The 13,564-nt window shown below is 47.1% G+C and carries 13 protein-coding genes; 9 read left to right on the top strand and 4 right to left on the bottom strand.

The window, feature by feature from the left end; all coding sequences use genetic code 11:
• Positions 1-14 precede the first annotated feature (14 nt).
• Both folE and J2Z66_RS19065 read left to right on the top strand, forming a co-directional pair.
• Positions 15-605, top strand: coding sequence for a GTP cyclohydrolase I FolE (folE, locus tag J2Z66_RS19070; RefSeq protein WP_209973281.1), 591 nt, complete (start codon positions 15-17; stop codon positions 603-605).
• Positions 606-661: 56 nt separating this feature from the next.
• Positions 662-1,978, top strand: a complete 1,317-nt coding sequence (locus tag J2Z66_RS19065) for a deoxyguanosinetriphosphate triphosphohydrolase family protein (protein ID WP_209973279.1) — start codon at positions 662-664, stop codon at positions 1,976-1,978.
• A 60-nt stretch (positions 1,979-2,038) separates the two neighbouring features.
• Here the strand turns inward: J2Z66_RS19065 and J2Z66_RS19060 are convergent, their stop codons facing one another.
• Together J2Z66_RS19060 and J2Z66_RS19055 are read right to left on the bottom strand one after the other, a co-directional pair.
• On the bottom strand, positions 2,039-3,298 hold the full coding sequence (locus J2Z66_RS19060; protein WP_209973277.1) for a Fe-Mn family superoxide dismutase: 1,260 nt from the start codon (positions 3,296-3,298) through the stop codon (positions 2,039-2,041).
• A gap of 183 nt (positions 3,299-3,481) precedes the next feature.
• On the bottom strand, positions 3,482-4,501 hold the full coding sequence (locus tag J2Z66_RS19055) for an alpha/beta hydrolase (protein ID WP_209973275.1): 1,020 nt from the start codon (positions 4,499-4,501) through the stop codon (positions 3,482-3,484).
• Between the two features lie 389 nt (positions 4,502-4,890).
• Here J2Z66_RS19055 and J2Z66_RS19050 point away from each other — a divergent pair, with 389 nt between their 5' ends.
• From J2Z66_RS19050 to J2Z66_RS19020, 7 genes are all read left to right on the top strand, one after another.
• The gene (locus tag J2Z66_RS19050) at positions 4,891-5,634 is read left to right on the top strand and encodes an IclR family transcriptional regulator (protein WP_209973273.1); all 744 of its coding nucleotides are present in this window, start codon (positions 4,891-4,893) and stop codon (positions 5,632-5,634) included.
• 99 nt (positions 5,635-5,733) lie between these two features.
• On the top strand, positions 5,734-6,624 hold the full coding sequence (locus J2Z66_RS19045) for a cation diffusion facilitator family transporter (protein WP_209973271.1): 891 nt from the start codon (positions 5,734-5,736) through the stop codon (positions 6,622-6,624).
• A gap of 155 nt (positions 6,625-6,779) precedes the next feature.
• Entirely contained in the window at positions 6,780-7,667 is an 888-nt protein-coding gene (locus J2Z66_RS19040) for a helix-turn-helix domain-containing protein (protein ID WP_209973269.1), read from the top strand.
• Positions 7,668-8,520: 853 nt separating this feature from the next.
• Complete coding sequence (locus tag J2Z66_RS19035) at positions 8,521-9,369, top strand: sugar phosphate isomerase/epimerase family protein (protein WP_209973267.1); 849 nt, start codon at positions 8,521-8,523, stop codon at positions 9,367-9,369.
• Positions 9,370-9,372: 3 nt separating this feature from the next.
• Positions 9,373-10,383: a Gfo/Idh/MocA family protein gene (locus J2Z66_RS19030; protein ID WP_209973265.1), complete on the top strand. Its 1,011-nt coding sequence runs from the start codon at positions 9,373-9,375 to the stop codon at positions 10,381-10,383.
• Positions 10,384-10,399: 16 nt separating this feature from the next.
• Positions 10,400-11,104 carry a PIG-L deacetylase family protein gene (locus J2Z66_RS19025; protein ID WP_209973263.1) on the top strand — a complete coding sequence of 235 codons (705 nt, stop codon included), beginning with the start codon at positions 10,400-10,402 and terminating at the stop codon, positions 11,102-11,104.
• Between the two features lie 49 nt (positions 11,105-11,153).
• Positions 11,154-12,101, top strand: a complete 948-nt coding sequence (locus J2Z66_RS19020) for a sugar phosphate isomerase family (RefSeq protein ID WP_209973261.1) — start codon at positions 11,154-11,156, stop codon at positions 12,099-12,101.
• A 453-nt stretch (positions 12,102-12,554) separates the two neighbouring features.
• Here the strand turns inward: J2Z66_RS19020 and J2Z66_RS19015 are convergent, their stop codons facing one another.
• Together J2Z66_RS19015 and tatC are read right to left on the bottom strand one after the other, a co-directional pair.
• The gene (locus J2Z66_RS19015) at positions 12,555-12,755 is read right to left on the bottom strand and encodes a twin-arginine translocase TatA/TatE family subunit (protein ID WP_209973259.1); all 201 of its coding nucleotides are present in this window, start codon (positions 12,753-12,755) and stop codon (positions 12,555-12,557) included.
• 41 nt (positions 12,756-12,796) lie between these two features.
• Positions 12,797-13,528: a twin-arginine translocase subunit TatC gene (tatC, locus tag J2Z66_RS19010; protein WP_209973257.1), complete on the bottom strand. Its 732-nt coding sequence runs from the start codon at positions 13,526-13,528 to the stop codon at positions 12,797-12,799.
• Positions 13,529-13,564: the final 36 nt, after the last annotated feature.

The raw sequence follows: 13,564 nt of genomic DNA, 5'->3' as shown, positions 1-13,564 counted from the left end.
AGGTGGAGAAGACGATGGCGTCTAAGGAATATACTAACACATCTGTGAATGAGAATCGTGAGCAAATTGAATACCATGTGAAAGAAATATTGAAATTGATCGGTGAGGATGCAGGCCGCGAGGGCTTATTGGAAACACCTGCCCGGGTTACCCGCATGTATGAGGAGATTTTCTCAGGTTATGCAACCGATCCAAGAGAAGTGCTGGGTGTTACTTTTGATGAAAGCCATGAAGAATTGGTCATCATTAAAGATATAGTGTATTACAGCCAATGTGAGCATCATATGGCACCTTTTTTCGGCAAGGTCCATGTGGGTTATCTGCCAAGCGGGAAAATAGCGGGGCTCAGCAAATTCGCCCGTCTCGTTGATGCTATAACCCGTAAGCTTCAAGTACAGGAACGGATTACTTCGGAGATTGCCGATATTTTGGATGAAGTGCTGCATCCGCATGGTGTTATGGTCGTTGTTGAGGGTGAGCATTTATGTATGTGTTCCCGCGGCGTCAAGAAATACGGCAGCAAAACGATCACATCTGCAGTACGCGGCTCCTTCCGTTCGGATGCGACCTTGCGTTCGGAATTCCTGTCTTTACTCAAGCAATAAGCGTTATCTAAGAAGAATAAAAATAAGAAAGAGCATTTGGTGGAGGCGATCAAGCAGTGGATCTAAGAAAAATACGGCCTGGCGAAGCTGCTTCTTCGAAGGTTGGCGAAGACCGGGATGAGTTTGAAAAAGATTATGCGCGGCTGATCCAATCTCCGGCATTTCGCCGTCTTCAAGGGAAATCCCAAGTGTTCGGTGCAGGTACCGGAGATTATTACCGGACAAGACTTACCCACTCCCTGGAGGTAGCCCAAATTGCAAGAGAAGTAGCCAAGCGGTTTGGCAGGACCATGCCATCCTTGCAGCAAGCGGAGCACCCAGGCTTGGTGATTGACCCTACAGTGGTGGAATGTGCGGCGTTAGCCCACGATTTTGGACATCCTCCTTTTGGTCATAAGGGTGAGGAAGTGCTTAACAACATTCTGTGGAGTGAATATGGGCTCAAATATGAAGGCAACGCCCAGAATTTCCGCATTCTGATGTTTCTGGAGAAAAGAGCCGGCAGTGAGAGTGGACTTGATTTAACGGCGGCTGTGCTGCTGGGCATTAACAAATACCCGTACCTGTTAGAGGAAGAAGGCAGGCTTAAAGGGGTGTATGCCTCGGAGTGGGAAAGCATTCAAATGCTGCGCACTATGTGGCAAATGCCGGCAGGCTGCCCTACTCTCGAAGCTCAGTTAATGGATTTATGCGACGACATTGCTTATTCTACGCATGACATTGAAGATGGAATACGGGCGGGTAAAATTCAGATGAACGCGACCTTTTTCGAAAATCAAAGGATGATTCGCCATCTGGTGCTGGAAATTATTAATGACCCTAACAATCACCGGTTCGGTTGGGAACAAGTGGATATCGAGGCTATGGTGCGCAAGGTTATGGCTGATTACCTGGAGCAGTGGGAGCGGATTTTTGTTGAATGCCACCGGGAAGAATCGAGAACCCGCAGAGAGATGAAGGCTCGCTGGGTAAGCCGTTTTGCCAATAGTCTTGGCATTGTTGATGATCCCGGAAAGAATTGGAAAAAGGTGACGCTGGTCATAGACGGCGTTGAAGATTGGGACCTGCTGAGAACGATGGAAATTTTGAAAAAGTTGGCGTGGGTGACCTTGATCAAGGATTTCCGTGTCCTGCGTCTGCAAAAGCGCAGCGAAATTATCGTGCAGAGCTTGTGGAACAGCTTCATTGAACCGGACAAAGGGCAGTGGATTATCCCGCCGGATTGGCTGGACAGCTACGAGCGCCATAAGCACCACTGGAGCTGGCCGCGATTTATTGCGGACTATATTTCGGGCATGACCGATGCTTACGCAGAGAAGGTATATGCGGAGCTCTTTGCCAGCAAATCCGGATCTATTTACGAGATGGATTAGATGAAATAGAGCAACAAAAAAAGGGCTATTCGTACGCCCAATTTTCGTTGAAAGTTGAAATTAGTAGGGAGTCCACATCAAGTGTTTAGCGGCCTCGAACCGTTCATTCACATGTTTCCAGTTAACGACTTTCCACCAGGCTTCTATGTATTTGGCCCTTTCATTTTTATATTTCAAGTAATAAGCATGCTCCCACACGTCCAGTACCAGAAGGGGGACGACATCCCACTGTGAAAGATTCTGATGCTTCTCAGCTTGAAGAATTTCAAGCCTGTGGCTGCGTGGGCTCCATACGAGAATGGTCCAACCCCCGCCCTCTACTTTATCTGCTGCGGCAGAAAATTGCTGCTTAAAGCGTTCGAAATTGCCGAATGAATGGCGGATCTCACGTTCAATCGGCCCAACTGCAGGACCTCCTCCTGCAGGACTCATTATATTCCAAAATATGGTATGCAGATAATGCCCCGCTCCATGAAAGGCTAGCTCTCTTTCCCAGTGCTTAATAAGCTCATAATCTCCGTTAATACGTGCCTTCTCCAGCATTTTCTCAGCTTTATTAAGCCCATCCACATAGCTTTGATGATGCTTGTCATGATGAAGCTTCATAGTAGCCGCATCAATATGCGGTTCTAACGCTTCATAAGGGTAGGGAAGAGGCGGCAGCTTGTGTCCTCCTATAGGGACAGGGTTGCGTGCTGGAGGCTCCTGCATGGCAGCTGAAGTCTCGTAGGCAATCTCGGACCAGCTCGATTCGCCAGTGGCATTCAAGTTGATGAAGTTGGATACTGTGGCTACAGCATCAGCATCATTTCTTGTATCCCTGACAGCCAAGTCTGGTGCGGGAACAATTGCTGGCTCAGTTGCATAACCCTGAACTCCATAGCCAGGAACAGTGGGGGTAGAACCACTGAGTGCCTGAAGAACTCCCAGGAAGTATTCGGATTCCCGGATGATATGTTCGACCACCGTCTTAACGGTGGGGTTGGATTGAATGGGCTTGCTGTTTTGTTCCATGTCCAGAAGCTGCTTAATGAAATCCTCCGATTGAGCTCTAGAGGATTGCAAGAGTACATGCAACTGCTGCTGCAGATAGGCGTCAGCGGGCTTTTGTGTGCGCAAGGCCCATTCGATCCATTGCTGGGCCGCCATTTCTGTTTTTTCAAAGATAATTTCCCACTCTTTCAGCGTCTTCACATACTGAGGCTCCAGCGTGGGGACCAGGGTGCGGATGACTACAGTGTGCTCCTTTTCCTGGGTTTTCCAAAATCGAATTTCCTCCAACAGTCTTAACGGCATTAATTCTCCATAGACCATTAGCATGATTACAAATTCCTCCCCCAAAAAAATCATGTCTTTCTACATATATGAGAAGAGGTTGACGGTTATGATGATGTGCAGTGTAATGGGGAGTTGGAAGATGTATGAATAAAAAAATACCGCCCCCGGTAAACATAAAGGGGCGATTATATAGGGAGGAGGGAATACCAAAGTTAGTTAGAGAGTTCAGAACGTCTGTTCAGCCATAAGCGGGCCGTAAGTGAACGGATGAGATAAATCATCGAGAAACTTCATGGTGCTTTCTATATAAAGCTGTGGTTCTGCGTGGTAAATCAGCTCATGCTGAGCGGCTGGCAAAATCCACAACTTGGTACGCGGGTTAAGGATTTGCTTGCTGTAAATGTTTTCGGTCATTTCGTAGGGAGCTTTGAAATCATCCGTGCCGTGAATGAAATAGATAGGCAGGTTGTAGTCGGAATCCGTGACCTTCTGATAAGGAATTTCCGTCAGGCTGACGCCATTAAGAATTGGGAAAAATAAGCGGACAAGCTGTAAGGAAGGGGATTTCGGGACGTTCACGTGCTGTTTCATATTATGGTAAAGGGTATCGGGATTAAGGAGAAAGGTGCTGTCCAGAATCATGCCGGCAATTTCCGTGGAATCCTGTAATGCTGCCTGCAGGGCTGTTCCTGCTCCCATCGAGAAACCCCAGATGTATACGGGACCTTCAATTTTCTTTTTAATGAAATCCAGCGCTCCAAGAAGCTCTTTGGATTCTTGCACGCCGCCGGTTACGATTCTTTGATTGCCGGGCTGTACATATCCATAATCGAACATAAGGACATTGTAGCTTTGTTTATGAAGCTCCTGGGCCAGCTTGTAGATCGGTACCCAAAGCTCTTCCCGATTGCCGCCATAGCCGTGAGAGAAAATTACCGTTTTGTTCGAGTTGCCAGGGATGAACCATCCGTTCAAATGACTGGTCTCATTGCGGCTTGGAAAGGTGATATCCTCGAAAGGAAGGCCTACCGCCAAGGTGGGATTGGAATGAAGCGGGTCAATATGCGGCCGTGCCAGTGTCCAGGCTATATAAGCATGAAAGGCCAGCAGCAAGCTTGTGCAGAATAAAACAACGGAGCTTGTAATGGTTATTAACAGTTTCTTTCTACGTCCTAGTACGCGTACTGCCGTCTGCTCGAGCGGCGCGGGATTAAGGGGATGCGGCGATAAGGATGTGGATGACATATGGGGTTCCCTCCTATGATGAGACTTGCCAATAGCTGAGTAAGTGAATGAAGGGGAATCCTGAAATGAGTTGATAATTATCAAAATTTTCAGACAATGACAAGCAGTGTTACCCTCTAGTTAAGGACGTATGCGTTTGCCAAGAAATATCAGATGAAACCATTCACGCTATCACATACTGATATGTAACTGATATTTAAAATCCTCTTGTTATAAATATTATGTTGAATCCGCTTACAAGTCAATGACCGTACGGAATTGTTAAAATCCTGTAATGGTTCTGTAATATTGAAAAAGGATATCGGGCATCTTTACGACTGGGCTTGGTTTCCAGTATAATAAAGATACTCGGTTTCATATAGTGAAACCAATGAAGGCGGGTGCCAGCTATGGACGATTCCAAACTAACTGTCCGCTCTGTAGAGCGTGCTTTGGATATTTTGCTTTGCTTTACCGATGCCTCGGATTTAACCTTGACGGAGCTTTCCGGCCGCGTTGGACTTCACAAAAGTACGGTTCACCGGCTGCTGGCTTCGCTCGAAGGCAAAGGCTTCGTCATGCGGGATGCCGGTACGGAGAAGTATCGCCTCGGCTACCGTCTCTGGGAGCTGTCAGCCAATCTTTCCCAGAGCGATGACCCCGGGCAGATTCTGCTTGCTGACATGGAACATCTGCGAGATCAGATCGGCGAGACGATCTCGCTGTACGTCCAGGACGGCCTGGAGCGCGTGCGCATCCAAGCCGTACAGAGCAACCAGCCCATTCGCCGCGTTGCCCCTGTGGGGGCGCGAATGCCGCTGTACGTCGGCGCCTCGAGCAAGGTGCTCGTCGCCTTTGCCGAGCCTGCTGTGCAGGAGCTGCTCCACGCCTCGGCCGACTGGCCGCCGGGGCTTAGCCGCGAAGCGTTCCTGCAGCAGCTCGGCGAAACAAGACGCTTGGGCTACGCCACCAGCGTCGAAGAGCGCGAGCCCGGCGCGGCTGCGCTGGCCGCACCGATTCTCGGGCGCGGCGGCAAGCTCGTTGCCGCGCTTGCTGTTTCGGGTCCAGCGAACCGTCTGACGCTGGAGAAGATGCAAGAGCACGGGCCGCTTATCATGGAAGCGGCGCGGCGCATGGGAACGATGCTGAAGTAGGCTTGATTCAACAGATCTCTTCCGTCAGGGGCTGCTCGCTGACGGGAGGGATTTTTCCCCTTTCAAGGGGTATCCTAGAAAGGAAGGGAGGTGGATGCTATGCAGAAGGCAGCATCCATGATGGCGATCTGGATCAGCCTCGCGAGCAATATCGTGCTGACCGCCATTAAGATCACCGTTGGCCTCGTTTTTCGCAGCCAGGTGCTAATTGCCGACGGGATTCATAATGCTGGCGATGTAATTGCTGTAGCGACAGCCTACAGCTCAATGCGTGTATCCTCCAAGCCGGCGGATGAAGAGCATCCATACGGACATGGCAAGGCAGAGGTGCTGGGGGCCTTTATCGTCGCGATCATCCTTGGAGCCGCTGCAATCTATATGGGCTACCATGCGGTGCTCTCACTATTTAAAGAGGCTGAGGAGGCGCATATTATTGCTTTTCTGGCAGCTATTTTATCGCTGATCTGGAAGCAGGCGCTATACATATATACGATCCGTATCGGACGGCAAAGCAACAGCAAGGGCTTGATTGCAACGGCGAAGGATCATTTGGCTGACGTATACGCCTCAATTGCAGCATCTATAGGGATTGGCCTTGGACTGCTGGGCGATCACTATGATATGCCATACTTGTCCTATGGTGATCCGGCCGCGGGGATTGTGGTGTCATTTCTTGTACTGAAGCTTGCTTACGAGATGGGGAAGGAATCCTTCGATACCCTCATGGAGAAAAGCGTGGGATCTTTGCATATGGAGCAATACGCAGCGCTGATCCGCGCTGTACCGCAGGTCAAGCGCATTGACAGGCTGCGCGCCCGCGAGCATGGCCATTATATCCTGGTTGATGTGCGGGTAGGGATGCCCGGGACCATGACGATACAAGAGGGGCATGACGCCGCAAGGGATATCAAAAGCAAAATTATGGGGGCACATGCCGACGTGGATGAGGTGCTTGTACATATTAATCCATGGTATGAAAATGAAGCATAAAGTTTGAAATTTGAAGCATGAAGTTTGAGGATTTTAAGAATTTTAATGGTTTTAAGAATTTTAAGGCTTTTAAGGGTTTTGAAGAGAAGAGGGATTTGAAAAGCAGTTAGAAAGGTTTATAATGAAAGGGTAGATGATTTGAGGGGGACCTGAGCGTGGTTTTTAAAAAGCTGACTCTCAAAGAAGAGATCTCCATTACAAACATTATGTCCCTTCATTATTTTGAGTTTGCCAAGGATTTTGTGTTCGCCGGTGAGAAGCATGATTTCTGGGAGTTCCTTTATGTGGATAAAGGGGAATTAGAGGTTATGTGCAATACGGAGGGCTTTAATCTGAAGCAGGGGGACATTATTTTTCATAAGCCGAACGAGTTCCATAGTGTGTGGGCGAACAAGAAAATTGGCCCTAATCTGATAGTGGTGTCCTTTGAATGCCATTCCAAAGCGATGAAGCAGTTCGAGAACAAAATTTTCAGCCTGGGGGACAGTGAAAGAAATATTTTATCCGTGATCGTGAAGCAGGCGCTGCTCACCTTTCTTCCCCCTTTGGACGACCCGCATATGCATATTTTGCAGAAGCGGAAGGACGCCCCCATTGGAAGCGAACAGCTGATCAAAATTCATTTGGAGCTGCTGCTCCTCCATATTATGAAGAAGCCGGACATGCTGGAATACGAGAGCAGGCTCTCTTCAGTCGCGAGGGAACGGAGCGAGGATGACATCCTGCTGCGGATGACGGAGCTGCTGCACCAGAATCTGGATCAGAATTTAACGCTCGATGCGATTTGCAAGCATGTAAATATGAGCAGGACGAATGTAAGCACTCTTTTCAAAAAGAAAAAGGGTGGGAGCATCATGAAATATTACAAGGATTTGAAAATTGAGCGGGCCAAAGAGCTGATCAGACAAGAAGCCTACAACCTAACAGAAATTTCGAAGATTCTTAATTACGGAAGTATTCATATATTTTCCCGCCATTTCAAAAAAACTACCGATATGTACCCATCCGAATACGCAAAGTCAGTCAAATCGAGGCTTAGCTAAAAGAAGACAAAAAGGATTTTTTCCTGATAGTCTTCTTTTTTACAATAAGATATTCCAATCCTGTGTTTCTATGGATATAATTGGGGGGTGAGGTCAGCCGTGAAGGGATTTTTTTACTTTTCCCCCTCAGCATATACCTTAACATGCGTCTTAACACAAACCTTAACACAAACCTTAACATGAACCTCAACACGAACCTCAACACACAATAAAGCCCAGAACTCGGCCGAAAAACAAGCTTATGGCTACAATAACGATGAAAAACATCGCTAAATAACCAAGTTGCAGGTACATACCTGCTTTAACGATGAAAAACATCGTTAAAAGCTCAGAACTTGGCCGAAAAGCAGACTTATGGCTTCAATAACGATGAAAAACATCGCTAAATAGCCAAGTTGGAGGTACATGCCTGCTTTAACGATGAAAAACATCGTTATCTGGGAGGAAGAAGGTCCTGTCCCAATGTTGTCAGGTTAAGCCAGCCCAATGTGGTTGTTTTTCGACCTACAATTGGCCGCGTCGGCTCGCGCAAGCGAAATGTGGTTGTTTTTCCGCCTACATTTGGCCGCTTCGGATTGGGGAAAGTTAAACATCAACTTTCATGTTAACCTGACAACATTGGGCCCAGCTCTCCCCATAGGTAATCACAGATTTTCATGTGCTTTCATGATGCTTTTCATATCATTACTATCCCTTTCCCTCAGAAGCGGTTAAAATGCCAAATAAAACGTTCTTTTTGGTAAAGAAGTGGGACATGTGGAACAGGTATAATTGTAGAGATGAAGTTTGGCAAATCATTAATCATTGAACTGCCGATCATTATCCAGAATTCATGAAAGCGGTGAACTACGAAGTGAAAAAAGGAATTAATATTTGGTCGTTCAATCCTCAATTATCCGTGTTACAATGTATGGAACTCGCGAAGAGAGCTAATTTTGACGGTATTGAGCTAGCTTTGGCAGAAACCGGAGAATTAAGCCTGGATAGTAAAGAAAGTGAAATCGTTGCGATCAAAAAAGCAGCAGACGATATTGGGATAGAGCTGTCCAGCTTGGCAAGCGGATTATACTGGCAGTATGCGTTCACAAGCTCTGATGCGAAAATTCGTGAAAAAGCGATCAGCATCACGACTAAACAAATTGAATTTGCAGCCATTCTGGGTGTGGACACGATTCTTGTTATTCCCGGCGCAGTAGGTGTGGATTTTATTCCTGGTGCAGAAGTTGTTGAATATGATACGGCTTACGACTACGCATTGGAAGCGGTAACTAAATTGTCCAAGGTGGCTGAAGCTCATCGCGTCAATATTGGACTTGAGAATGTTTGGAACAAGTTTCTGCTTTCCCCACTTGAAATGCGGGACTTTATCGATAAAACGAATAGCGAATATGTAGGCTCCTATTTTGATGTGGGCAACGTTGTTGTGAATGGTTATCCGGAGCACTGGATCAAGATTCTTGGCAAGCGGATCAAAAAGGTTCACTTCAAGGATTACAGACGTCAAGCAGGCGGACTTCATGGCTTTGTCGATTTGCTCGCAGGCGATGTGAACTATCCGGCAGTGATGGAGCAGCTGCGTTCGATCGGTTATTCCGATTATGTCATTGCTGAGATGATTCCTGGCTACACTCATTATCCAAATCAGATTATTTATAACGTATCGGGCTCGATGGATCGTATTATACAAGGAAATGAGGAATAGACGATGGTGAAAATCGGATTGATTGGAGCCGGGTTTATGGGTACTACCCATGCCCTGTGCTATGAAGCTCTTAATGGGAAAAGTGATTTTCAAGTAACTGCAGTAGCTGATGTTGATCTGAAAAGGGCGCAGGAGCTCGCTGCAAAATTTGGCGCAGCTGTATTTGCTTCAGGTGAAGCTTTAATCGAAAGCGCTGATGTGGATACGGTCGATATTTGCCTGCCTACTTATCTTCATACCGCTCACGCTTTGCAAGCTATGAAGAAAGGGCTTAATGTGCTGGTCGAAAAGCCCGTTTGTCTAAATGAAGAGGAAGCGGCAGAGCTGCTCAAGACCCAGAGCGAAACTGGTGTTCAGGTGATGGTTGGACAGTGTCTGCGTTTCTGGACCGAGTATCAGTATTTGAAGGAACTGGTAGACAACCAAACATATGGTGAGCTGCTGACAGGCGTATTTACGAGAGTAAGTCCTAGACCGGGCTGGGCTTGGGATGAATGGCTGCATGATATCAACCGCAGTGGTTCCGTAGCGCTTGATTTACATGTTCACGATGTTGATTTTGTGCGTTACCTGCTTGGTTCACCGGACAAGATAACGAGCCAGACAGCAGAACGCGGCAATACGATCGAGCATATTTTTAGCCAGTATCACTATCCAGGCAAGCTTGTATCGTTGGAAGCGAGCTGGGATTATCCAGGCAGCTTTCCTTTTGAAATGGCGTACAGGGTGAAGTTCAAGGAAGCTACAGTAGTGTTCTCCAGTGCTAAATCGCCAAGTCTGTCCATTTACAAAAATGATGGTGAGGTTCTTGTTCCCGAATTGAAATCTGATTTGGAGCAGCAAGCAGGCGACACAGGCGGCAATATTTCCAGTTTGGGTGGATACATCAATGAAATTCAGTATTTCCTGGATCGTTTGAGCAATAACCAAACTATTGAAAATGCGACGCTAGAAGATGGAATCGAATCTATGAAGCTAGTATTGGAAGAAATCAGAGCGGCCAAACAGGCCTAAGAGAGGGTGCCCGAGAATGAACGTATTAGCCATTGGCTGCCATCCGGATGATTTGGAGATCGGCTGTGGAGGAACACTTGCCAAGCTTAGCCAGTTGGGTCATAATGTCACTATGTGCAATGTCGCTAACGGAAACAAAGGACATGTCATTATCCAGCCTGAAGAGTTGAAACAAATCAGAGCTGAAGAGGCCCAAGCCTCAGGCCGCTTGATCGGGGCCAAGGTTGTGAATTTGGATGTTCCTGATTTGTATGTACGTGCGGATAACGAGGATTTGTTAAAAGCGATGATCACGCTGATTAGAGAAACCAAACCAGATTTTATTATCACGCACAATCCTGATGATTATATGAGCGATCATGAAGAGGTCAGCAAATTGGTGTTCGATGCCAGCTTCTCCTCCAGTGTTCCCCATATGATTCCTGACGTTCCGGCATATGCCAAAATTGCGCCGATTTACTACATGGACACGCTGGCGGGTGTGAACTTTTTGCCTACTGAATATGTAGACATCACGGATACGCTGGATATTAAGCTGGAGATGCTGAACGCTCATCAAAGCCAGATCGCTTGGCTTAAGGAGCATGACGACATTGATTTCCTTGAATTCGTCAAAAGCTGTTCCCGCTTCCGCGGCCTTCAATCAGGTGTTAAGTATGCTGAGGGCTTTAGAATGTGCCAAAGCTTGCACAGAATGACTACGAAACGTTATCTTCCTTAATTTTGGCCCACAATAAAAGGCAAATAAGAGCAAGGAGTGTGAATAGATTATGGATTTCATGAGTACGAAAAAAGGAACACTCTTGGAAAATTTCTATCCAGCCGGATGGGATTTGCAAAGAATTGATGATTGTGTGAAAGATCCGGAAGCTATTCTGGAAAGACAAAGCTTTTGGAATAAGGATTTTCAGCCTGTAAAATGTACACAGCTAAATGACTTCGATGTCATGTTAGGTCATGAAATAGCTCTTGAAATCAAAAAAGCCCGCGATGAAGGCATCCAATTGGCGATGATTCTTCCTGTCGGCCCGATGGGCATGTACAAATGGGCCGTCTACTTCCTTCGTGAGTGGAACGTAAGCTGTAGTCATGTCCATGGTTTCAACATGGATGAATGGAGCGACGATCAAGGCAATACGCTTGCAGCCGATAATCCAGGATCCTTCCAACAAGCTATGCGCGGCGCTTTCTACGGTCCGCTTGGGGAGCTTTCTGTTCCGGAAGGGCAGCGTAATTTTGCCACTAAGGACAACCTGCCAACGTATCCTGAAAAGATCCAAAAAATTAAAGCTGAGGGCGGAAAGCTGATTACTGTTTTCGGTATTGGCCGGATGTGTCATATCGCTTTCTGGGAGCCTCAATTTGCTGAGGATTATGCTACGGATGAGGAGTGGAAGAGCCAGCCTTACCGGATCGGAGCTCATCTGCACCCGCTGACGATTGAACAAAATGCCGTAACCAGCTTCAAAAGCCGTACCACATTAGTGCCATGCACGGCCAACACTGTTGGACCGGGACTTTTCTTGCAGTCGGATTACATTATCGGCGGTTGTGACGGGATCTTCGGCAGAGGTATGCAGTGGCAGGGTCTTTCCTTATGGATGACACTAAGATACGGTCCAGACCGCTGGATTCCGTCCTCTTATATGCCTACACTTCCTGGTAAGCTGTTCTTCCTGGAAGAGCTTGCTGGACCACTTGTTGCTGATTGTAATTAATAAAGAACAACGTCTTGTGGTTTCCTTTGAGGAGCTTGTTCGTGAAATAGTGCATGAGGAGGAAATGGATATGGGTTCCAACCGCTGTTAAAGATAAATGCGGACGCTGCCGCTTTTCCACCCACACCCATTTCCTCTTTCAGCAGCAGGGCGCAAACAAGCAAAGCTTAAACGGAACAACCGGAAGACTTCTGGTTCCTGAGGTAAGGGGATAGTGACTATAATGAATATATGTACTCCCTTACAAATTTCATGATGTGACAATACGGATGATATTCCGCTTCACTGCTTTATTGCAATGCAGTGGCGAAGTTCGCCCTAATGAATAATTAGAGATTAAAAGAAGACCAGAGCTAGTTCTGGTCTTCTTTCGCTATGCTTTGCTCCATACTTTTCTCGTATCTTCATATCTTGCAAGTTAACTCAAGCTTAAGCTCAGGATCAAGATCAAGCTTACAGTAGTTTTTTTACATCATTTGTTGGAGCTTGCTCCGGTTGCTCGTTATCCTCTACCATGCCGCGGGTAGAATTACGAAATTCACGGAGGGTATCTCCGAACGCCCGGCCAAGCTGTGGCAGCTTAGAAGGCCCGAAGAGGATCAAGGCAATCGCCAGAATCAAAACTAAACCGGACACACCAATATTGTTTAACATGAGAATGACCTCTTTTCTTTTGATGGATTTGTTTGTTTCACCTACTCAACTGTTGGTCGTGCTTCCTGCATAGTGCGCCACTGCTTGCCCGAGAAGAAAACACTAATTTCAAAAAGCAGGATCAAAGGGATGGTGACCGACAGGTGGGACAGGATATCCGGCGGTGAAATGCATGAGCCCACCACCGCTAGGCCGACATAGGCGTATTTCCGCGTCATCTTTAAGCGTTCAGGCGTAAGCAGGCCAATCTTGGTTAAGAACAGCAGCACCACAGGCAGCTCGAAGGCGACAGCCATCGGGAATACGATATCGAACAGAAATGAAAAGTAGCGGTCGATGCCATACGTTTCAACCGCGCCGATGGTGTGATTCATTTTTTTCATGAAACGAAGCATCATCGGGAACACAACCAGGTAGCTGAACGAAAGCCCGCTCAAGAAAAGCGCAAAGGCTATCGGTATATAAGGCAAGGTGCTTTTCGCCTCTTCCTCGGTAAGCCCCGGCCGTACGAATGCCCATAGCTGGTACAATAGAACTGGCACTGTAAATAGCAGAGCGAACAGGAAGGCACATTTCATATAGATTAGCAGCCCATCCGTGAAGGAGAATACGTTCCACTCCACTACGCCTGCCGCAGGCTGGTTTTTGATATAGCGTAAGATATGGGGCGATACATACAATCCGACACATGCCGTCGCAATAAACCAGCCAGCTACGATCAGTACCCGCTTCCTGACTTCTGTCAAATGAAAGATCCAGTCTTCTTGCTTCATCCTTTATCCCCCCTTAGTAAAAAATTAGCAACTCAA

Origin of the sequence: Paenibacillus eucommiae, from assembly GCF_017874215.1 — a bacterium.
GTDB classification, from domain to species: domain Bacteria; phylum Bacillota; class Bacilli; order Paenibacillales; family NBRC-103111; genus Paenibacillus_AI; species Paenibacillus_AI eucommiae.
The sequence above is the reverse complement of the archived record's forward strand: the minus strand, read 5'-3'. Positions and strand labels throughout refer to the sequence as shown.